Source organism: Pseudoalteromonas sp. XI10, from assembly GCF_001469895.1.
Lineage (GTDB): Bacteria > Pseudomonadota > Gammaproteobacteria > Enterobacterales > Alteromonadaceae > Pseudoalteromonas.
Window position 1 is genome coordinate 80,996 of the sequence record NZ_LOPY01000038.1, and the last position, 19,013, is coordinate 100,008.

General features: G+C 40.1%; 24 protein-coding genes. 20 read left to right on the top strand and 4 right to left on the bottom strand.

Annotated elements, in window-relative coordinates; all coding sequences use genetic code 11:
• Nucleotides 1-70 precede the first annotated feature (70 nt).
• Nucleotides 71-1,564 carry a DUF3413 domain-containing protein gene (locus AUR67_RS08135; protein ID WP_058584883.1) on the bottom strand — a complete coding sequence of 498 codons (1,494 nt, stop codon included), beginning with the start codon at nucleotides 1,562-1,564 and terminating at the stop codon, nucleotides 71-73.
• Between the two features lie 5 nt (nucleotides 1,565-1,569).
• Nucleotides 1,570-1,782 carry a DUF1414 domain-containing protein gene (locus AUR67_RS08140; RefSeq protein WP_054554702.1) on the bottom strand — a complete coding sequence of 71 codons (213 nt, stop codon included), beginning with the start codon at nucleotides 1,780-1,782 and terminating at the stop codon, nucleotides 1,570-1,572.
• A gap of 63 nt (nucleotides 1,783-1,845) precedes the next feature.
• Here AUR67_RS08140 and yejK point away from each other — a divergent pair, with 63 nt between their 5' ends.
• From yejK to AUR67_RS08195, 12 genes are all read left to right on the top strand, one after another.
• Complete coding sequence (yejK, locus tag AUR67_RS08145; RefSeq protein WP_054554703.1) at nucleotides 1,846-2,862, top strand: nucleoid-associated protein YejK; 1,017 nt, start codon at nucleotides 1,846-1,848, stop codon at nucleotides 2,860-2,862.
• A gap of 164 nt (nucleotides 2,863-3,026) precedes the next feature.
• The gene (locus tag AUR67_RS08150) at nucleotides 3,027-3,371 is read left to right on the top strand and encodes a hypothetical protein (RefSeq protein ID WP_152966932.1); all 345 of its coding nucleotides are present in this window, start codon (nucleotides 3,027-3,029) and stop codon (nucleotides 3,369-3,371) included.
• A 129-nt stretch (nucleotides 3,372-3,500) separates the two neighbouring features.
• On the top strand, nucleotides 3,501-3,845 hold the full coding sequence (locus AUR67_RS08155) for a hypothetical protein (RefSeq protein WP_054561353.1): 345 nt from the start codon (nucleotides 3,501-3,503) through the stop codon (nucleotides 3,843-3,845).
• A gap of 265 nt (nucleotides 3,846-4,110) precedes the next feature.
• On the top strand, nucleotides 4,111-4,560 hold the full coding sequence (locus tag AUR67_RS08160) for a DUF3291 domain-containing protein (protein WP_058584884.1): 450 nt from the start codon (nucleotides 4,111-4,113) through the stop codon (nucleotides 4,558-4,560).
• Between the two features lie 35 nt (nucleotides 4,561-4,595).
• Complete coding sequence (locus AUR67_RS08165) at nucleotides 4,596-5,123, top strand: TerB family tellurite resistance protein (RefSeq protein ID WP_058584885.1); 528 nt, start codon at nucleotides 4,596-4,598, stop codon at nucleotides 5,121-5,123.
• Nucleotides 5,124-5,258: 135 nt separating this feature from the next.
• Nucleotides 5,259-5,987 carry a hypothetical protein gene (locus AUR67_RS08170; protein ID WP_058584886.1) on the top strand — a complete coding sequence of 243 codons (729 nt, stop codon included), beginning with the start codon at nucleotides 5,259-5,261 and terminating at the stop codon, nucleotides 5,985-5,987.
• A 27-nt stretch (nucleotides 5,988-6,014) separates the two neighbouring features.
• The gene (locus tag AUR67_RS08175) at nucleotides 6,015-6,467 is read left to right on the top strand and encodes a hypothetical protein (RefSeq protein WP_054561358.1); all 453 of its coding nucleotides are present in this window, start codon (nucleotides 6,015-6,017) and stop codon (nucleotides 6,465-6,467) included.
• Between the two features lie 105 nt (nucleotides 6,468-6,572).
• Nucleotides 6,573-6,737, top strand: coding sequence for a hypothetical protein (locus tag AUR67_RS21180; protein WP_161936937.1), 165 nt, complete (start codon nucleotides 6,573-6,575; stop codon nucleotides 6,735-6,737).
• A gap of 21 nt (nucleotides 6,738-6,758) precedes the next feature.
• Nucleotides 6,759-7,262 carry a GNAT family N-acetyltransferase gene (locus AUR67_RS08180; RefSeq protein ID WP_058584887.1) on the top strand — a complete coding sequence of 168 codons (504 nt, stop codon included), beginning with the start codon at nucleotides 6,759-6,761 and terminating at the stop codon, nucleotides 7,260-7,262.
• A gap of 20 nt (nucleotides 7,263-7,282) precedes the next feature.
• Nucleotides 7,283-7,648: a cupin domain-containing protein gene (locus AUR67_RS08185; protein WP_058584888.1), complete on the top strand. Its 366-nt coding sequence runs from the start codon at nucleotides 7,283-7,285 to the stop codon at nucleotides 7,646-7,648.
• A gap of 11 nt (nucleotides 7,649-7,659) precedes the next feature.
• Nucleotides 7,660-7,941 carry a hypothetical protein gene (locus AUR67_RS08190; protein WP_058584889.1) on the top strand — a complete coding sequence of 94 codons (282 nt, stop codon included), beginning with the start codon at nucleotides 7,660-7,662 and terminating at the stop codon, nucleotides 7,939-7,941.
• Between the two features lie 28 nt (nucleotides 7,942-7,969).
• Nucleotides 7,970-8,836 (top strand): PhzF family phenazine biosynthesis protein, encoded by an 867-nt coding sequence (locus tag AUR67_RS08195; RefSeq protein WP_058584890.1) that lies wholly within the window; start codon nucleotides 7,970-7,972, stop codon nucleotides 8,834-8,836.
• A gap of 59 nt (nucleotides 8,837-8,895) precedes the next feature.
• On the opposite strand, the gene rne is transcribed toward AUR67_RS08195, so the two are convergent.
• Nucleotides 8,896-12,057 carry a ribonuclease E gene (gene rne / locus AUR67_RS08200; protein ID WP_058584891.1) on the bottom strand — a complete coding sequence of 1,054 codons (3,162 nt, stop codon included), beginning with the start codon at nucleotides 12,055-12,057 and terminating at the stop codon, nucleotides 8,896-8,898.
• 619 nt (nucleotides 12,058-12,676) lie between these two features.
• Between rne and rluC the strand changes: the two genes are divergently transcribed.
• Together rluC and AUR67_RS08210 are read left to right on the top strand one after the other, a co-directional pair.
• On the top strand, nucleotides 12,677-13,645 hold the full coding sequence (gene rluC / locus AUR67_RS08205) for a 23S rRNA pseudouridine(955/2504/2580) synthase RluC (RefSeq protein ID WP_058584892.1): 969 nt from the start codon (nucleotides 12,677-12,679) through the stop codon (nucleotides 13,643-13,645).
• Nucleotides 13,632-14,324 (top strand): HAD family hydrolase, encoded by a 693-nt coding sequence (locus AUR67_RS08210; protein ID WP_058584893.1) that lies wholly within the window; start codon nucleotides 13,632-13,634, stop codon nucleotides 14,322-14,324. Before rluC ends, AUR67_RS08210 begins: the two co-directional genes overlap by 14 nt.
• Here the strand turns inward: AUR67_RS08210 and AUR67_RS08215 are convergent.
• Nucleotides 14,272-14,868: a Maf family protein gene (locus AUR67_RS08215; protein ID WP_058584894.1), complete on the bottom strand. Its 597-nt coding sequence runs from the start codon at nucleotides 14,866-14,868 to the stop codon at nucleotides 14,272-14,274. The two genes, AUR67_RS08210 and AUR67_RS08215, sit on opposite strands and share 53 nt — an antisense overlap.
• A gap of 141 nt (nucleotides 14,869-15,009) precedes the next feature.
• Here AUR67_RS08215 and yceD point away from each other — a divergent pair, with 141 nt between their 5' ends.
• From yceD to acpP, 6 genes are all read left to right on the top strand, one after another.
• Nucleotides 15,010-15,534 carry a 23S rRNA accumulation protein YceD gene (yceD, locus tag AUR67_RS08220; RefSeq protein ID WP_054554711.1) on the top strand — a complete coding sequence of 175 codons (525 nt, stop codon included), beginning with the start codon at nucleotides 15,010-15,012 and terminating at the stop codon, nucleotides 15,532-15,534.
• Nucleotides 15,535-15,544: 10 nt separating this feature from the next.
• Complete coding sequence (gene rpmF, locus AUR67_RS08225; protein ID WP_036967969.1) at nucleotides 15,545-15,715, top strand: 50S ribosomal protein L32; 171 nt, start codon at nucleotides 15,545-15,547, stop codon at nucleotides 15,713-15,715.
• A gap of 11 nt (nucleotides 15,716-15,726) precedes the next feature.
• Nucleotides 15,727-16,755: a phosphate acyltransferase PlsX gene (plsX, locus tag AUR67_RS08230; RefSeq protein WP_054554712.1), complete on the top strand. Its 1,029-nt coding sequence runs from the start codon at nucleotides 15,727-15,729 to the stop codon at nucleotides 16,753-16,755.
• Between the two features lie 70 nt (nucleotides 16,756-16,825).
• A complete protein-coding gene (gene fabD / locus AUR67_RS08235) occupies nucleotides 16,826-17,752 on the top strand; it encodes an ACP S-malonyltransferase (protein ID WP_058584895.1) in 927 nt (308 codons plus the stop codon).
• 11 nt (nucleotides 17,753-17,763) lie between these two features.
• Nucleotides 17,764-18,510 (top strand): 3-oxoacyl-ACP reductase FabG, encoded by a 747-nt coding sequence (fabG, locus tag AUR67_RS08240; RefSeq protein ID WP_054554714.1) that lies wholly within the window; start codon nucleotides 17,764-17,766, stop codon nucleotides 18,508-18,510.
• 238 nt (nucleotides 18,511-18,748) lie between these two features.
• Complete coding sequence (gene acpP, locus AUR67_RS08245; RefSeq protein ID WP_016707440.1) at nucleotides 18,749-18,985, top strand: acyl carrier protein; 237 nt, start codon at nucleotides 18,749-18,751, stop codon at nucleotides 18,983-18,985.
• The last annotated feature ends 28 nt before the right edge of the window (nucleotides 18,986-19,013 follow it).

A 19,013-nucleotide genomic window follows, 5' to 3' on the forward strand; every position in this document is an offset into this window, starting at 1 on the left:
CCGTGTCTCCTAATCAATTAATGTGTCTAATATCTAAAGCTAGCTCGAAATAATGATTTATCAATAAGAGCTAGGGCGTATATTGTTTCAGCTTTTTAATGCTTTGCACTAAGAATGGAATATCTAATCCTTGTTCAATGGCAAAGCCTTGTGCTGCTGAAATGTTTTTAAAGTTACCGTCTGAATCTATCAGGGTAATTCTGTCTTTTTTAAATGCGATAAATACATTTTGCGAGTAGTTAACACCGGTGTCGTCATGGCGTTTGTATAAGTTGCTACCCAACATGCTTTGTTTTGCGAGTGTTTTACAACCAAGGTAATGCCCCACGCTGGTGGCGATAATATCACTTGGTTGAATAAGGCCTTCGGTTTGTACAACTTTTTTATCTGAGCTGTATAAACGAGAGGCTGTAACAATACCATTGCTCTGCTGTGCAAGACTAAAGGCAAATACGGCATTAGCAGATTCACGTGCTTGTGTTGTAGCGTCTGCGCGTACAAGGCGAACCGCTGGGTTTTGGTCGTCGTTATTAATAAATTCGAATTGCTCAAAACCATTAATTTGAATTGAGCGATTATCAGCAAGCCACACAGGCAGTTGCTGTTTGTCTAGAATAGGGACTTTGTAAAATGCTGGCAGGCCATACACTAAACTAAATAGCGTATCTTCGGTTTCTACAGGTTGTAAGAACAAGTCTGTCTTACGTAGTGCAGGCTCAGTGGCAACAAATTGCTCTAGGTCAGCATTATTTTCAAATACTAAAATATCGATAGTCGCACTCGACTCAGCTTTACACTCGGCAAGTGGAGTAGGTGCTAAGTAATCAATATTATGTGGGTCAAGCCTCACATCGTGTGCTTCTTTGTAGCTTTCTAAATCGAGCAAATCGTTTTTAGCTAATAAGCTTTTTGCTGTAGTAGGGTAAGACAACGGCAATACATTATCTTGTTTAGTGATATCAAATTTTAAATTGGCATCTGCCCAAATATGAATACTGTGGCTAAGTGCAAAGCACACTAAAATAGTGCTGGTTGCATAGCGCGGGAACTTATATTGTTTTAAACGCGCTAAGTGGTGCCAGGTGTAGTTACTGACTAATAATTGGAACGCTAAAATTAGCAGCACAATGCCGCCTGCAAGAATTGTTGTTAATGCCGGTGAGCTTGTTAAACGGTGCCACAACAAAGAAACGATTTCAGGTAGAGCAGACGTATTTAAGTGATAACCCAAGTTAAAATAAACATAGGCATCAAGCGTTAAGAATGACGCGCCAAGGGTTGCAATAATGGCTGCCATCCCTCGGATATGCCGAGGGTATGGAAACACTAAGCTTAATGGAAATATCGTTAAAACAAAGGCAATAAAAGTAATAAAGCTGGTGTGGCTTAACCAGGTCACGAGCATGTATAAATAGCCCATGAAGGTTGTCGGTGCACTGTCTGCAACTAAGTAGCTTAAGCTAATAAATAGCACTAAACCTATGTTTGCAAAGGTGAACCAATGGCCCCAACTTAAAAGCTGACTTACTTTTGAAGAAAACTGACTTTGTTGCGATAAATTCATAAATCTTATTTAACCGACTGCGCTAATGCTTTGGCAAAGTTGTCGGCAACAGCTTGTCTTTTCTCTGATGGTACATGCTCTTTTAATATATGCGTGATAGAATTTCCTAAACACATAAGGCTTAAATCAACAGGCGCTTTGTGCTCTGTTAGTACATCAATCAGCTGATCAACGATTTGTTCTACTTGGTCATTAGAATATTTTGATATGATAGGCATCAGTTGGTTCGATAAAAAGAGTTATATTCCCGTATTTTAACACCAGAGGCGTGAAAAACAAAGATGACAATAGATGTTAAAAAATTAGTCGTTCATTATGTAGACAAAAAAGATGACGATACAGATATTCATTTACGCAATGATGAGATGGTTGTTAACGATAAAGTAGCCGTTTTTATAGAGCAGCTACACCATGCATATAATGGTAAGCCTGGTAAAGGCTACTGTGCATTCAGCGGCGAGAAAAACAGCATTGTTGCTTCGGCAATGCAAAGTTACCGTAACGACGAACTTGGCTTTTGGCACATGACAGAGCAAGCAACGAATGTGCTAAAAGAAGAGTTAAATAAGTATGCCTTTAACGAAACGGGTTATTTAGTTTTTTGCCATTATCAATATGTTGCAAGCGACTTCTTGTTAATTGCGATGATCAATATTAAAGAGCATTACTCAATTACTTCTGAGCTTGATTTAGCGTCATCTCGTCACTTAGATATTTCGCGTATGCAACTAGCTGCACGTGTAGATTTAACAGCGTGGGATACACAACCAGAAGATAATCGCTATGTGTCGTTTATTAAAGGTCGTGCAGGTCGTAAAGTAGCTGATTTCTTTTTAGACTTTTTAGGCTGCGAAGAGGGCATTGATCCTAAACAGCAAAGCCAAGTTATGCTTAGTGCTGTAGAAGATTATTTATCTGAGCAACAATACGACAAGTCAGAGAAAGATGAGCTACGTAAGCAAGTTTTTGATTACTGTAATGATTGCGTAACCACAGGTGAAGATGCCAACGTTAAAGAGCTTTCTGCAACCTTATCGAAAAATGACGACAGCCCATTTGAAAGCTTCTGCCAAGAGCAAAGCTATGACTTAGAAGAGTCGTTCCCTGTTGATAAGAAAACAGTCACTAGTATGGTGAAGTTTTCTGGCATGGGCGGCGGTGTTAGCGTGAGCTTTGAACGTAAACACTTAGGTGAGCGCGTCATGTATAACGAAGCAACCGATACACTGGTGATTAAAGGTATTCCACCTAATCTTAAAGACCAGCTTCAGCGTTTTATGGAGCAAGACGAAAGTTAATCGGGTTTAAGCTTCAAGTTTTAAGCGATAAGACGATAGATAACCGTTTTTAGCCCAGCACTTGCTGGGCTTTTTAGTTTTGGGTACTTTAAAACACTATCTACTACAAGGAAGAAACATTGCATCACTATAGTTTTGTAGCGGTAAATAGTTTAGATACTAATATGTTAAATAACTTAGAGTCTCGGTTTGAGTTGCAAGAATCTGTATGCCTGAATAATTTAGAAGAGCTCAAATTATTGCTTGCAATGCTCGGGCTGAGTTTAAGCAAAACAATTAATCTCGATTTAATAGATATAGAGCATTGTTGGTTAGTAGAAGGGGCCTCAAAAGAAATTGCTTATTCTGACTTTGATGACTTTTACCAGCATTGGTTAGGTGTATCTCACAGAGAATCAACTATGGATGAATACGGTCAGTTAATTTATTTAAACTCTTTTATGAATCGCTTTAAAAAAGCAAAGTTTAAACTTATATGCCAAGAGATTAAGGATCAAAAGCCATCTTAATACCATGCTAGGTTGGCACGCTAAGAAGCTTGTAATGGCACATGATAAACTTTTGTTGGGTGATGCTCATTTGTTCTTAGAGAAGTATTTTGAATGGTTAAATAACAACAAAAATTAGCTCGTATAGTAATGACAAAGAAACTTATATTATTCATATCACTGTTTGTTCTTGGTTGTTCACCGCTTTGGGAAGAACCTCCATATCAAGTCTATTTTAGTGATAACTCAAAAAAGTTAGGCTACTCGCTTGGTGAAGGTGCATTCATTGGACGTATAGATGAACCTAAATTGATTGCGTCTAACGATAAATACATTTCTGTTTTGGCTTGCCCTGAAAATATTTGTTCTTACTTTTATATTGATAAAGTGAACGATCATAAATATGCAGAACATAATGAGTTCGTTTTTGGGCCCTACACTAGAAATGAATTTACAGCTTTAGAATTTCAACTCGCTTTACCTAAGCTTAAGTAAAAATTTACTTCTAATATTTACTTTGCTTTTGTTCATCGGACAGTTCATGTTCTGACGGCGGCGGTGATTGCGGTGGCGGAGATTAGATAAAGTAGTTCCATTTGCCATCATTGATTTAGTAAAACATCTACAGATGGTTTTTAGCATGATTAATATAAAAATTCGAATAGTGGAAGGCGTAAAAGTGCTTTTCTTTTCTTTCAGTATCGCTTAGTTTTAATACACTCAAGGTACAAACTTCCCCGATGGCTAAGGAGAGTCATAAATGAAACTTGCTCAATTGAATATCGCTCTTGCTAAATATCCATTAGATGCGCCAGAAATAAAAGATTTTGTTGATAATCTTGATTTAATAAATGGCGTTGCTGAAAGCAGTGCTGGTTTTGTATGGCGATTAAAAGACGAATCTGGTGATGCCACAAATATTAAAATGTTTGATGATCCGAATATGATAATCAATATGTCTGTGTGGGAAAGCGTTGAAGATCTCAAAAATTTTATGTTTCGTACTCACCACAGAGATTTTATGCGCAGAAAAGGTGAATGGTTTCACTGCTTAGCAGAAGATAGCTATGTTTTATGGTGGATTGAAGATAACCATATTCCAACCCCTCAAGAGGCATTAGAGAGGTTGCAGTATCTGCGAGAAAACGGCGACACACCACATGCTTTCACATTTAAAAGCAATTTTACAGCTGAAGAATTTAAAAAATAAATAACAATTAACTGCGATAAAAATAAGGAAAAACTATGCATGTTGTATTAGGTGTTTTAGGTATTGTAGTGACCATTTTGGTGTTACTGAATCGACTTCAAGAAGGTGGGATAGATATTGGTTGGTTGAATCCTTTTAGCTGGCACCGACGTCGTAAGTTCAGAAAACACCATGATTTAAATCCTGCATTTAAGTTAGATTCACCCATGGATGTGGCTGCGTTATATATGGTCGCAGTGGCCAAAATAGACGGTGAAATGAGTAAAGAACAAAAAGAAAAAATTTTAGCTCTTTTTAACAGTGAATTTCATTTAAGTATGAAAGAAGCAACAGATTTATTACGCTCAAGTGTGCATTTATTAGGGCATACTAGTGACGTTTACGATAAACCTCACAAAGTTATTGAGCGATGCTTAGATAAAGTAACAAAAGATCAAGCAGCTTCAATTTGTTATCTCGTCGATGAGGTAGCTAATGTTGAAGGTGAGCCGACGTCTCAGCAAAGAAAGCTTGTTGCAGAGATAAAAAATGCATGCCCTCAGGAGGCCGCAGGCAAGTGGTAATTAATCCACAAAACCAAACAGCTGAAAATTATAATGACAATTATAACCCCTTAACTGATTTTGAAACGTTTTAGTGAATATCGTGAAGATGTAACAACAAATCTAATTTTTAAAGGTGTTTATAAGGGAGTTTTTATGAAAAAACAGTTATCGGTGGCTTTTTTGGTTTTATCGTCTTTTGCTAACTCAACAACGTGGGGAGAGTTAGAAGTAGATGACCCAATAGTTAAGGATGCAAAATGCAAGGTTGCTGAGCCTGCAAGCTATGGTGGTTATATTTACAGTTGGCCATCAAAATATGACCAGGTATTTTGGCCACATACGGATAGTAATGGCATTTGGTTTTGCGAAACATCGGGTTTTATAGCTTTAATTGGTGATTTTGACGAACTTAAACCTGTAGAAATTGAGAGAATATCGGAATTTCTTTCGTCTCAACACATTTCGAAGCCAACTCTCGAGCAAAAATTAGCTTTGCTCGAGCAAACTTACGCACTTCGCGAAAAAGATGAATTTTTTAAAAATAAGTTACTAAGAATCCTTGCTCGTTGGCAGCAGTCTTTAGGGAACCTTGATAAGGCAAATAATTATCGAGCTAGAGCATTTAAAGATATTCAACATGCCCTTCACGGAGATTTAGATGGATATAAACGACTTGAATATCTTTATCTGGCGACTAACTACTCAAAACAGTTTGCAGAGCAAAATAAAAATGTAGATTACTTAGACGATTTGGAAACATCATTGAAATTGGTGACTGATCCTGAGTTAAAAGGCTATGCAGGGTACTTGTCTGAATTGATAAAGGACAGCGTTTATATCAACGAAGGCGGGAAGCTCGACCCTGACTTACCGAAACAGTAATGAATACCGAATAACAAGGTTGATTATATGAAGTACAGGGTTCTAGTGTTGTTAATGCTTGCGTCAAGCTTTCAGGCTAAATCGGTTCAGAAGCTGTCTAATACTGAACTTAGCTTTATACTTTCTTCTATGGAAGTGCTTTATAAGAATAAATCTTTCCCGCAAATTAGGGTCATTCAAAGCTGGGAGTCGCAGACTGAATGTGATGGTGAATATCAAACTTGCCCAAATGCTAGGTTATTCATATCAGTAAATACAGGCGATCTTTACGAAGTTCCAGCCTTATTTGAATTACCAAAATCCAAAGGTTGGCAATACGTTAGTTTTGTAGAACATGATGATTCATTCTTACTTATGATTAAAACAACGCTAGATCATGCAAATGTATCCGCTGAGTCGAGAAGTAAGTGGCGCAGTAAAGCCTATGCAATAAAAATTTCAAAATATGAATACGATGTACTAGAGGTCATAGAAAAGTAACTTCATTTAATAATTTTGCCTTGCAGCAACATGGATATTCAGGGCAGAAGTAATGTAAAAAATGAGTACTAGGAATAAAGCAATAGCTAAATAAGGGACGCGACCATGGTAAAACGTAACAAAGCTAATACTGGGCTATTTTTTTGTATCGGTGCCGCTATTGGATTTTCAATCTTCATTGCATATCAGCAACTGCTTATAGGTCTTTTATTTGCTGTAATAAGCGTTAGTGTTGCAATCTTAATTGTTTCAAATAAATGGCTTAACTAATGCTTTTCTGGGTGATGAAAAATGAATTTATCTTTCACTACGAAAAGATTAAATGTGATTGAAATAGACGCAAGCTCGTCAATGGTTGAGCATCATCAATTAACGATTGCCTTGCCGGCGATATTAACCCCCGCTGTAGTTGCTAATTTACCAGGTTATTTTCAAGGTATTGATTCTATAGCTGCTGCAGAAAAGTGGTTGGCTAACATGCTTAACGAGTGCCGCCTACTAATACTGCAATCTCAACATCAAGAAGTTGTTGGGTTTTTATTTATATATACCGAAAACCGTGATGCTCATATTGGTTATTTATTAGCTGAGCAGCACTGGGGGCAGGGTCTTGCATTTGAGTTATTGCAGGGATTTATAAGCTTGGCTGGCACTCAGTCACACTGGCATAAGCTCATTGCTGGTGTTGATGAGTCAAATACACCATCAATTAAACTTTTAAAAAAGTTGGCTTTTGAAGAAAAAGCTTCTGAAGAAAATGGCATGCTGTTCTATCAATTAGATTTAAGAAAATAACCTGTTGAGGAAGAAACTCTATGACTTACGAAGCTGTAAACTTTAAAGACAAGTTTTCTAAATTCACCGAGCAATGGTCGCCACGGGTTATTGCTGAAATGAATGACTATCAATTTAAGCTTGCTAAAGTTGAAGGGGAGTTTGTATGGCACGATCATCCAGATACTGATGAAGTATTCATCGTTATTGAAGGCTTACTTGAAATTGAGTTTAGGGATGGTGTAGTGATTTTGGAAGCTGACGAGTTATTCGTAATTCCTAAGGGTGTTGAACATAAACCTAAGGCAAACACAGAATGTAAAATAATGCTTGTTGAACCCAAAGGAGTTGTAAATACTGGTAATGCGGGTGGGCAATTGACCGCGGTTAATGATGTATGGGTGTAGCGGTAGCTTAAATGTCGAATTTAGAACAGCAAGAATTAAATAACTTAAGAAAGTCAGCACATCGTAGTTTTTTGGTGCTTTTAGTATTAAATGTCAGCCTGTTGCTATTGTTTTTATTCACTAATTCTGAGCTCTTTATTGTTGCTGTAGTGATACAAGTTAGCATTATGATTTTATGGCTTCTACCAGTATTTTTGTTTCAAGTGATTTATAAAAAACAGCCAATTTGGGTTTCAGTCTACAAGTCACTTATCTCATATCGCAATATTATGGAGCAGGTGCAATGGCCATAGCTCTTTACTTAAGTTTGGAAATACAATAATGACAATAACTGCATTTTTAGTTAACTCGTTTAGTGCAAATAATACAGGCGGCAACCCAGCAGGTGTCGTGTTGAATTCAGATAAACTCACAAACGCAGAAAAACTGACGATTGCAAAAGAAATTGGCTTTTCAGAAACCGCATTTGTGGCGCAAGATCATGAAGTTGACTTTGCTGTGTCATTTTTTACGACAACGGAAGAAGTTGATTTTTGTGGCCACGCAACCCTAGCGGTGTTTGCTACGCTCTTCGAACAAGGGTTATTAAAACCTGGTTATTACACTCAGCGAACAAAAGCGGGCTTGTTAGGCGTAACAATTGCCGAAGACGGTCAAGTTACCATGGAGCAAGCCTTGCCAAAATACTTAGGTAATTTTGCTTATGACGACATTGCAGGCTTATTAGGGCTTGATGAAACGACTCTGGTAGAAACAGGCTTGCCAATCGATGTAATAACTACAGGATTGCCAGATATTATAGTCGCTGTACCGAATGGCTACTTAGATCAAATTGTCATTGATGAGGCAGCGCTTAGCGAGTTCTGCCAACAACATAACGTGATAGGTGTGCATGCCTTTGAATTATGTGAAGAGCAAAGTGAGCTGACCGCAAGTTGTCGTAACTTTGCGCCTTTGGTTGGTATACCCGAAGAGTCAGCAACCGGTAGCGCAAGTGGCGCGCTTGCATGCTACTTATCAAAACACGTATTTGTACAGCAAGAAAACCATTTCAAGTTTGAACAAGGCCGAGCAATGGGGTGCAGTTCACATATTTCTGCCAGTGTTTATTCGGATGAGCAGGGGGTTTATAAGGTTCTTGTAGGTGGCTATGCCAATCACCTAGGTACTCAACAGGTTGTTATTTAAAAGCATTACATACAAAAAAGCCGCGTTATATAACGCGGCTTTTTTATTAAGCGACTAAATTAATCAGCCGCTAAGGTTTTTGCCATATCAGCACGGGCTCTGCCAGCAGGTTTAATTGAACCTGCTCGAAGGCCGCTATCTGGAATAGCTGTACGCTTGTCATGGGCCATAGCTGCTGGTGTTGGCTCTGGCTCACTATCTGCAACTGGCGTAGGTTTTGCCATTGCAGCGCTTGCTGAACCTTTCACTAAAACAGTTTTTTCATTTTTAGCAGGTTCTTCAGCTTTAACTGGTTCTTCAGCTTTCACTGGCTTCTCAGCTTTCACTGGCTCCTCAGCTTTCACTGGTTCTTCAGCTTTCACTGGCTCTTCAGCTTTCACTGGTTCTTCAGCTTTCACTGGCTCTTCAGCTTTCACTGGTTCTTCAGCTTTCACTGGTTCTTCAGTTTTAACTGGCTCTTCAGTTTTAACTGGTTCCTCAGCTTTCACTGGCTCTTCAGTTTTCACTGGTTCCTCAGCTTTCACTGGCTCTTCAGCTTTCACTGGTTCTTCAGCTTTCACTGGTTCTTCAGTTTTCACTGGTTCTTCAGCTTTCACTGGTTCTTCAGTTTTCACTGGTTCTTCAGTTTTCACTGGCTCTTCAGTTTTCACTGGCTCTTCAGTTTTCACTGGTTCTTCAGTTTTAACTGGCTCTTCAGCTTGAACTAGTTCTTCAGTTTGAGCTTGTTTCGCTTTTAGCTCAGCTTCATATTCAGCAGCAGCTTGGTCAGCAACTGGAATAAATGCTGGCGCATCAGCTTTCTCATCAGTTGATTTTTCATCATGCTCAGGGCGACGGCGACGTTGACCAGCTGCACGTAAATGACGTGGTGAACGACGAGAGCGTGTACGAGGTTGAGCTTGTTCTTCATCCGTTGATGATTCAACTACCGATTCAGTTTGCTCTGCTTGTTTAGGCTCAGCGTCAGCTTTTACTGGTTCTGCAGGTACTTGCTTTTCAGCAACTGGCTGTTTTTCTTGTTCAGTTTCAACTGTTACTTTTTCTTTTGCAGGCTTAGCTGGTTTTTCAGCTTTAGGTGCTTGCTCAGTTGTTTCAGTCGTTTGTACTGCTTTTGCTTCATCTGCGCTTTCATCTGTTACGCGAACTTTTTTGCGTAAGTTGCGACGTTGACGACGAACCTTAGGTTTAGTTTCCTTTGGTTGCTCAGATTTCGTCTCTGGTGCAGTGTCTTTATTCTTTTGTTCTACATCATCATTACGTTTTTCATTACGTTTTCTGTTGTTAGAATTACGACGACGTTTGTTGCGATTCTCGTTACCTTCTTTTTGCTCAGGCTTATTTGAAGTATTTGTGTTTTCTTCTTTAGCTTGTGCATCGTCAGGACGTTTATTACGAGAGTTGCGACGGCGTTGGTTGTTGCTACGACGACGGTTGTCGTTGTTGCGACGATTATTGCTACGTCTTTGTGCTGCTTTTTTCTCTTCTTGCTCTTTTTCAGCTTCTTCTTCGGCATTGCTGAATAACGACTTGAAGAACTTACCAAGTGCAGCAAATAATCCACCTTCAGACTTTTTAGCCGCAGGAGTCGTTTGCTCAGCTTTTGGTGCAGCTTGAGGTGCAGGTGTAGTAGGCATAACAACACCTTTAAGAACCGGCTCTTCACGAACTGGTGCTGAAGGCGCTTTAGCCATTTCAAATGCTTCTGGCTCAGGAGCAACAACTTGCTCGTAGCTTACTGTTTCGATTGTTTCGTCTTTACGTAAGCGAACTACTTCGTAATGTGGCGTTTCCATGTGTTGATTAGGAATGATCACAACATCAACGTTATGGCGCTTTTCGATGCGCTGAACACTACGACGTTTTTCGTTTAATAGGTAAGCGGCAACAGCCACAGGCACTTGTGCATTTACTTGTGATGTGTTGTCTTTGATTGCTTCTTCTTCGATTAAACGAAGGATAGACAGTGCAATTGATTCGTTAGAACGAATCGTACCTTGACCATTACAACGAGGACATGGACCTTGGCTTGCTTCACCTAATGATGGGCGTAAGCGCTGACGCGACATTTCAAGCAGACCAAAGCGTGAGATCTTACCAATCTGTACACGGGCACGGTCAGGACGAGCAGCGTCTTTTAGACGATTCTCTACTTCGCGTTGGTGGCGTGGTGGAGTCATATCGATGAAGTCGATAACAATAAGACCACCTAAGTCACGTAAACGTAATTGGCGGGCAATCTCGTCTGCTGCTTCTAAGTTGGTATTAAGTGCTGTTTCTTCGATATCACCGCCTTTAGTGGCTTTAGATGAGTTGATATCGATAGACGTTAGCGCTTCAGTTGGGTCAATTACAATTGAACCACCTGATGGTAAGCGAACTTCACGTTGGAAAGCTGACTCAATTTGGCTTTCAATTTGGTAGTGGGTGAATAGTGGTACATCGCCCTGATAAAGCTTAACGCGGCTCATGAAATCTGGACGGAAACGCTCAATATGCGCTTTCGCTTCTTCAAATACGCGTGCTTTATCAATTAAAATTTCACCAATATCACGACGTAAATAGTCACGGATTGCGCGGAAAATTACGTTACTTTCTTGGTGAATTAAGAACGGAGCAGGGCCGCTATCAGCAGCTTGCTGAATCGCTTGCCAATGCACTAATAGTGCTTTTAAGTCGTACTCTAGTTCTTCAAATGATTTACCAACACCTGCAGTACGAACAATTAAGCCCATGCCTTTAGGTAGTTCTAAACGGCTCAGTGCTTCTTTAAGTTCAGTACGCTCATCACCTTCGATACGGCGAGAAATACCACCGGCACGAGGGTTGTTAGGCATAAGTACTAAATAACTACCTGCAACGCTGATGAAAGTCGTTAACGCAGCGCCTTTTTGGCCACGTTCTTCTTTATCAACTTGCACAATGACTTCTTGGCCTTCTTTGATCACGTCACGGATATTTGGACGACCTTGGAATGTATAGCCTTGTGGGAAGTAGGTGCGAGCTATTTCTTTAAGAGGAAGGAAACCGTGTCTTTCAGCGCCATAATCAACAAAGGCAGCTTCTAATGACGGTTCGATACGGGTAATTTTACCCTTGTAAATATTTGCTTTTTTTTGTTCGTGACCTGGGCTCTCTATGTCTAAATCATACAGGCGCTGGCCATCAACCAGTGCAACGCGCATTTCTTCTTGCTGCGTCGCATTGATTAGCATACGTTTCATATTGTTACTCTACTAATTCTGTCGCTGACATGACGATATAAACTCGTCTGTTCAGTGGTTTCTGACGGTTGTTTTTGTGCAGTCTCACGACTGGGTAAAGTCAAAACCTGAAGTTGTTTGCTTACATTGAGCATCACTAAGTGTGGCTGACAATAACATGTTCTCACGTTATTAAATTCTTATAGGTGTCAAAACTGCCGCCAATTCTGCGGTTTTAATTTACGAGTTTTGTCCCGAAGTCGACCATGTTCAAATTTTTATTCAATGTCTTGCTACAACAGCTGCTTCTGAATGACGTTGCTACGTCGTCACTATCAGTCAATTTATCTTGTTCAATTGCTTTTTATGTTCATTAATCAACATTCGTGCTCAAATTATTCAGGCAATATATTACGCGCATCGCCGATAATTGAACGCTCGTGTTGGCTGGGTAATTATAAAAGCTTTGGAAAACTTAGCGCGGATCTGTATGATCGGCAACCCAGAATATGCTTCACGAATGTATTAATGTGATAAAAGCACCGTTGTTACTTGCAAACTTTATGTTCGCGACGGTGATTATCCCACTATTACAGTCGCGTTAGCAACTAAATTATTTACTTAAATCAGTGATTAGGCAATGTCAGAAAAAACCGGCTTACAAGTTTCGTTTGTTACCATAGGTGAAGACCATCTAGGTCAACGTATTGATAACTTTCTTATTACTCACCTAAAAGGTGTGCCTAAAAGTGCAGTTTATAAAATCCTTCGTAAAGGCGAAGTGCGAGTAAATAAAAAACGCATAAAACCTGTCTACAAACTACAACTAAATGATGTGGTTCGTATTCCACCTATTAAAGTGGCCGAAAAAGAAGAGCTTGTGCCAAAGAAACTCGATAAAGTAAAACAACTTGAAGACGCCATTTTGTTTGAAGACAAGTATTTAATGGTGATCAACAAGCCTTCGGGTATGGCTGTGCATGGTGGCAGTGGCCTAAGTTATGGCTTAATCGAAGCACTTCGCGTACTTCGTCCTGAAGAGCGTAGTTTAGAGCTTGTACACCGACTAGACCGTGACACATCAGGTTGTTTGCTTATTTCTAAACGTCGTTCAGTGTTAACTGATTTACATAAACAGTTACGTGAAAAAACCATGGAGAAAAACTATTGGGCATTAGTTGATGGTCAATGGGATTCTAAAACGAAAAACGTTACCGAAGGACTTCGTAAGAATACCTTGAAGTCTGGTGAGCGTGTGGTTCGTGTTGATAATACCGAAGGTAAACCATCACACACGCGTTTCCGTGTGCTTGAGCGATATGCTGAGTGCTCATTAGTGCAAGCGTCGCCAGTAACGGGGCGTACTCACCAAATTCGTGTACATACGCAATGTAAAGGTCATCCAATTGCGTGTGATGATAAATATGGCGTTGCAGAGTTTGATCAATACGTAAATAAGCTGACTGGTTTAAATCGTTTGTTTTTACACGCCCATGATTTACGTTTTATGCATCCTAAAAACGAAACAACTATGCATGTTGAAGCACCACTCGATAATGCACTTCAAAACTGTATCAAAAAGCTACGTGCCGATAATGAACAAGTTTAAGCTGGTTATTTTTGATTGGGATGGCACAGTGATGGACTCTGTGCCAAAAATTGTTACCTGCCTGCGAAATACTGCGCGAGACTTAGGTATTCCTGTTCCAACAGAGCAACAAGCAAAAGACGTTATTGGTTTATCGCTGGCAAAAGCCACTGAAGTGCTTTTTCCGGCGCATTTACATTTAAGCGACGAACTCGTTGCAGGTTATAAAGCACAGTACCGTGAGTTAGATGTTACACCTACACCTTTATTTAAAGATGTAGAAACTGTGTTAGAGAAACTACACGCAGCAGGTATGCAATTGGCGGTGGCTACCGGTAAAGGACGTGAAGGTATCGATAGACTTCTTAATGAGTCAGGCCTTGGGAAGTATTTTGTGAATGTAAAATGCTCTGACGATGCTGAGTCGAAGCCATCTCCAGATATGCTTGAGCAAATTTTACGTGAGCAGGGCATCGCAAAAGGTGATGCTGTGATGATTGGCGACAGTCAACTGGATATGGCAATGGCTAATGCCGCAGGTATTGCTTGTATAGGAGTGAGTTTTGGTGCTCATAGTCCGGCGCAGTTGCAACAACATACGCCGTTATGTGTTGTTGATTCATACCAACAACTTTTGCAGGTTTTAACTACGCCCCTTGCAGCGTCAACACTTCAACACCAAACTCAGCCAGCACTTTAGTTAATGTAATCAGTGGCAGGCCTATCAATGTATTAGGGTCATCGCCACTGAGCTTTTCAAATAAACAGATGCCTAATCCTTCACTTTTAAAGCTACCTGCACAGTTGTATGGCTGCTCTGCATCGCAATAAGCATTGATCTGCTCATGTGTGAGTGTTTTAAATGTCACATCAAATGGCACCACGGTGGTAATTGCTTTATCGCTTTGTATATCAAAAACACTTAAACCCGTTAAAAAGGTCACTGTATGGCCACTGAAAGATGATAGCTGCTTAATGGCATTCTCTTTAGTATGAGGTTTACCTAAAATTGTATCGTTGAATACCGCAACTTGATCAGAGCCAATTACCAAACCTTCACTAAAATGTTGTTTGGCAACTCGGGCTTTTTGCTCGCTTAAACGAGCCACTAATTGCTCTGGTGTTTCAGCTGCGATAGGGGACTCATCAATATTTGGAGAAAAACTTTGAAAAGGTAAGTTAAACTTCGTTAATAATTGCTGTCTAAATGGTGAGCTTGACGCTAATATAAGTGTTGGTTTCATAATAAATTCTGGATGAAAATTGTATTTTGCCAAGGATAAGCCACAATGAATCCGAAAACAAAGCAGAAGATCGTTAAAAACCTACCAAAATTGGTTTTTTACTTTGACTAACTTACTAACTATCTATATGATGCAGCCCCTATGCAAAAGGTGAAAATTCCCATCACTCTTCATCCCAGCAAAGCAGCTCAACATCGTTTAACGTATGACGGTATTGTCCCGCTTGAAAAACTTTCTCGTTTAGAGCAAGTTGTGCAGGAGGAAGCAGGTGAAATAGCGGTAAAGATTCATTGCAAAATTGACGAGCAAGGTTTAGTGGTAATAAGTGGTAACTTATCAACACATGTAACTGTAACTTGTCAACGCTGTAATGGAGAATTAGGGTTGGATTTGGAACAAGACTTTGTGTATTCGCCAATTGGTTTGGATGCAGAGTCAGATCATCTACCTGAAGGTTACGATGAAGTAGAGCTGGACGAAAACGGTGAAATCAACGTATTTGAGTTAATCGAAGACGAACTGATTTTAGCTATTCCAATAGTGCCTACACACAACGAAGCTTCATGCAGTTATTCATCAGAGCCTACAAGCTTTGGTAAATTAGCAGCAAAAGATGACAAACCAAATCCATTTGATATTTTGAAACAACTTAAGAAAGATTCTTAGGAGAAGACTAATGGCTGTACAAAAAAGCAAAAAGTCTCGTGCAAGACGCGGCATGCGCCGTTCACACGATGCGATCAGTGGTCCAACTTTAACTGTAGATCAAGTTTCTGGTGAGACTCACCGTCGTCACCACGTAACTGCTGACGGTTACTACAAAGGCGTTAAAGTAATTTCTAACTAAGAGATTGCTATATGCTGACCAATCTAACCATAGCGTTAGATATGATGGGGGGCGATTACGGCCCCCGTTCATCTATCCCCGCTGCCGTACAAGCGGTAAATGCTAATACCAACTTAAGACTCATCTTATGTGGTAATCAGCAAGTTATTCTAAAAGAACTCGAAGCACTCGATTCTGTTTCACACCCTCGTTTAATTATTCGCCATTGTAGCGAAGTCGTCACAAATGCGTGTGAACCTGCTTCAGCGGTTCGTTCTAAAAAAGATTCATCAATGCGAGTTGCCCTCGATTTAGTTAAATCGGGTGAAGCGCAAGCGTGTGTAAGCTCTGGTAATACAGGCGCGTTATTTTTTATGGCGCATTATGTATTAAAGATGCTTCCAGGTGTAAAACGTCCTGCATTAATCTCTGCTGTTCCAACCGAACGTAAAAACCCTGTTTATTTACTTGATTTAGGCGCTAATGTGCATTGTGACGCACAAACCCTTTATCAATTTGGCATTATGGGTTCTGTGGTAGCAGGGCAGGCACTTGGGTGTGATAACCCAAGAGTTAGTTTATTGAATATTGGCTCTGAAGACATCAAAGGGCATGAAGGAATAAAACAAGCTGCACAGTTAATGCAGCAGTGTGAATATCTCAACTACACAGGTTACAGTGAAGGTAGTGATATTTTCAGTGGAAAAGCTGATGTTATTGTGTGCGAAGGATTTGTAGGTAATGTGGCATTAAAAACCTGTGAAGGTATTGCCAAACTGATCATGCATAAACTCACCAAAGCCTTACACAAGCATTTCTTATACAAAAGTTTAGCGTTTTTATTGCGTCCAGTGATAAAAAAACTCTACAAGCGGGTGAACCCCGACCAGTATAACGGCGCAAGTCTGGTAGGATTGCGCGGTATTGTTGTTAAAAGCCATGGCAATGCCTCACCAAAGGCGTTTCATGCTGCTATTGATGAAGCCGCGCGGGAAGTCGAACGCCAACTCCCTGAAAAAATCGCTGCGATTTTTGAGCAAACACATCCAACAACAAAGTAGTGCAGCATATCTAAAACTTGTTATGCTGCCTGCTACAGAATATTTTTTTGTTTAATTATAAGAGCAAAGTATGGCACATAAAATTGCACTCGTATTTCCAGGTCAAGGCTCACAAACTGTGGGCATGTTATCTGAACTATTAGCTGATTCACAAATTGCTAAAGCAACATTCGCTGAAGCATCTGAAGCTCTTGGCTATGATCTAGCTGCACTTGTACTAAATGGTCCAGAAGAAGAATTAAATCAAACCCATCGTACACAACCAGCACTTCTTACTGCTAGTGTTGCTATTTACCGTCAATGGTTAGACGCAAACCCTGATGCCGATGTTGTTATGGCTGGTCACAGTTTAGGCGAGTATTCAGCATTAGTTTGTGCTGGCGTTGTAAGCTTAAGTGAAGCAGTTAAACTAGTAGAAAATCGTGGTTTATATATGCAAGAAGCAGTACCTGCGGGTGTTGGTTCTATGGCTGCAATCATCGGCTTAGGTGACGACGAAATCAAAACAGCGTGTGAAGCATCAGCAAATGGTGAAGTCGTTTCACCAGTAAACTACAACTCACCAGGTCAGGTTGTTATTGCCGGCCACAAAGCGGCAGTTGAGCGTGCATCAGAAGCATGTAAAGAAGCAGGTGCTAAACGTGCTTTACCACTTGCAGTAAGCGTACCTTCTCACTGTGAACTAATGAAACCAGCTGCTGAAAAATTAGCTGCTGATTTAGCTGCTTTAACATTTAATACACCTAAGTGTGATGTAATCAACAACGTTGATGTAAAAGCTGAGCAATCAAGTGAAGCAATTAAAGATGCATTAGTACGCCAACTGTACAGCCCGGTACGCTGGACTGAAACTGTACAAGCATTAGTTGCGCAAGGTATCACACAAAGCTATGAGTTTGGCCCAGGTAAAGTATTAACGGGTCTTGCTAAACGAATTGATAAAGCAATGGTATGTGGTGCGGTTAATACGCAAGCTGCTATTGATGAAGCGAAATAAGTAGGAATAGAATGACAAATTTATTTTCTCTTGAGGGCAAGGTTGTCCTAATCACTGGTGCAAGCCGTGGTATTGGTAAAGCGATTGCAAATACGCTAGTTGCACAAGGTGCAAAAGTAGCCGGTACTGCAACAAGCGAATCAGGTGCTGCTAAAATCAGTGAATACCTGGGTGACAACGGTAAAGGTTATGCCCTTAACGTTACAGATCCTGAATCGATTGAGGCGACACTTGCTGCGATCAAGGCTGATTTAGGCGATATCGATGTATTAGTTAACAATGCGGGTATTACTCGCGATAACTTATTAATGCGTATGAAAGACGGTGAGTGGGATGACATCATCGACACGAACCTAAGCTCAATTTTCCGTTTATCTAAGGCTGTTTTACGCCCTATGATGAAAAAGAAAAATGGCCGTATCATTAATATCGGTTCTGTTGTGGGCACAATGGGTAATGCGGGTCAAGCTAACTACGCTGCAGCGAAAGCGGGTGTAATTGGTTTTACTAAGTCATTAGCACGCGAAGTTGCATCACGTGGTATCACAGTGAACGTTGTTGCACCTGGTTTTATCCAAACAGATATGACAGACGAGCTGACTGAAGACCAAAAAGCAGCTACGCTTGCAAATGTACCTGCAGGGCGTTTAGGCCAACCTGAAGAAATCGCTGCTGCGGTATGTTATTTAGCATCTGACGCTGCTGCGTATGTATCAGGCGAAACATTGCACGTAAATGGCGCGATGTACATGGTTTAATGAAAGTTAGCAAAAATTTGCTAACGAAAGATTATCGAAAATTGTTGAATTTTTTGTGATCTTGCTTTAAACATACTTGAATTCGCTATTAAAATAAGCGATAAATGAACAAATACTATTCGAGAGGTTTGACCAGATAAGTAATTATCAGCAAATCCTTGAATCACAGAATTATGCGGCGTAAACTACGCCGCAATCTGAAAATAACGCATTGGCGTTTTTAATAAAGGAAAGAAGAATGAGCGACATCCAAGAACGCGTAAAGAAAATTATCATTGAGCAACTAGGTGTTAAAGAAGAAGAAGTAAAACATGAAGCTTCTTTCGTTGACGACTTAGGTGCTGATTCACTTGACACTGTAGAACTAGTAATGGCTCTTGAAGAAGAGTTCGACACTGAGATCCCAGACGAAGAAGCTGAAAAGATCACTACAGTTCAAGCTGCAATCGATTACGTTACAGCTCACGCTGAGTAATTTTACGCATTTTGATTTTAAGGGCAGC

Excerpts from the sequence above, each read along its gene's own strand:
- rluC (WP_058584892.1), top strand. The coding sequence starts at position 12,677 with ATGTCAGAAAAAACCGGCTTACAAGTTTCGTTTGTTACCATAGGTGAA.
- AUR67_RS08135 (WP_058584883.1), bottom strand. The coding sequence starts at position 1,564 with ATGAATTTATCGCAACAAAGTCAGTTTTCTTCAAAAGTAAGTCAGCTT.
- yejK (WP_054554703.1), top strand. The coding sequence starts at position 1,846 with ATGACAATAGATGTTAAAAAATTAGTCGTTCATTATGTAGACAAAAAA.
- AUR67_RS08195 (WP_058584890.1), top strand. The coding sequence starts at position 7,970 with ATGACAATAACTGCATTTTTAGTTAACTCGTTTAGTGCAAATAATACA.
- AUR67_RS08165 (WP_058584885.1), top strand. The coding sequence starts at position 4,596 with ATGCATGTTGTATTAGGTGTTTTAGGTATTGTAGTGACCATTTTGGTG.
- AUR67_RS08140 (WP_054554702.1), bottom strand. The coding sequence starts at position 1,782 with ATGCCTATCATATCAAAATATTCTAATGACCAAGTAGAACAAATCGTT.
- AUR67_RS08150 (WP_152966932.1), top strand. The coding sequence starts at position 3,027 with ATGTTAAATAACTTAGAGTCTCGGTTTGAGTTGCAAGAATCTGTATGC.
- acpP (WP_016707440.1), top strand. The coding sequence starts at position 18,749 with ATGAGCGACATCCAAGAACGCGTAAAGAAAATTATCATTGAGCAACTA.
- rne (WP_058584891.1), bottom strand. The coding sequence starts at position 12,057 with ATGAAACGTATGCTAATCAATGCGACGCAGCAAGAAGAAATGCGCGTT.
- AUR67_RS08190 (WP_058584889.1), top strand. The coding sequence starts at position 7,660 with ATGTCGAATTTAGAACAGCAAGAATTAAATAACTTAAGAAAGTCAGCA.
- fabD (WP_058584895.1), top strand. The coding sequence starts at position 16,826 with ATGGCACATAAAATTGCACTCGTATTTCCAGGTCAAGGCTCACAAACT.
- AUR67_RS08170 (WP_058584886.1), top strand. The coding sequence starts at position 5,259 with ATGAAAAAACAGTTATCGGTGGCTTTTTTGGTTTTATCGTCTTTTGCT.
- AUR67_RS08180 (WP_058584887.1), top strand. The coding sequence starts at position 6,759 with ATGAATTTATCTTTCACTACGAAAAGATTAAATGTGATTGAAATAGAC.
- fabG (WP_054554714.1), top strand. The coding sequence starts at position 17,764 with ATGACAAATTTATTTTCTCTTGAGGGCAAGGTTGTCCTAATCACTGGT.
- plsX (WP_054554712.1), top strand. The coding sequence starts at position 15,727 with ATGCTGACCAATCTAACCATAGCGTTAGATATGATGGGGGGCGATTAC.
- AUR67_RS08215 (WP_058584894.1), bottom strand. The coding sequence starts at position 14,868 with ATGAAACCAACACTTATATTAGCGTCAAGCTCACCATTTAGACAGCAA.
- AUR67_RS08160 (WP_058584884.1), top strand. The coding sequence starts at position 4,111 with ATGAAACTTGCTCAATTGAATATCGCTCTTGCTAAATATCCATTAGAT.
- AUR67_RS08185 (WP_058584888.1), top strand. The coding sequence starts at position 7,283 with ATGACTTACGAAGCTGTAAACTTTAAAGACAAGTTTTCTAAATTCACC.
- AUR67_RS08175 (WP_054561358.1), top strand. The coding sequence starts at position 6,015 with ATGAAGTACAGGGTTCTAGTGTTGTTAATGCTTGCGTCAAGCTTTCAG.
- AUR67_RS08155 (WP_054561353.1), top strand. The coding sequence starts at position 3,501 with ATGACAAAGAAACTTATATTATTCATATCACTGTTTGTTCTTGGTTGT.
- AUR67_RS21180 (WP_161936937.1), top strand. The coding sequence starts at position 6,573 with ATGGTAAAACGTAACAAAGCTAATACTGGGCTATTTTTTTGTATCGGT.
- yceD (WP_054554711.1), top strand. The coding sequence starts at position 15,010 with ATGCAAAAGGTGAAAATTCCCATCACTCTTCATCCCAGCAAAGCAGCT.
- rpmF (WP_036967969.1), top strand. The coding sequence starts at position 15,545 with ATGGCTGTACAAAAAAGCAAAAAGTCTCGTGCAAGACGCGGCATGCGC.
- AUR67_RS08210 (WP_058584893.1), top strand. The coding sequence starts at position 13,632 with ATGAACAAGTTTAAGCTGGTTATTTTTGATTGGGATGGCACAGTGATG.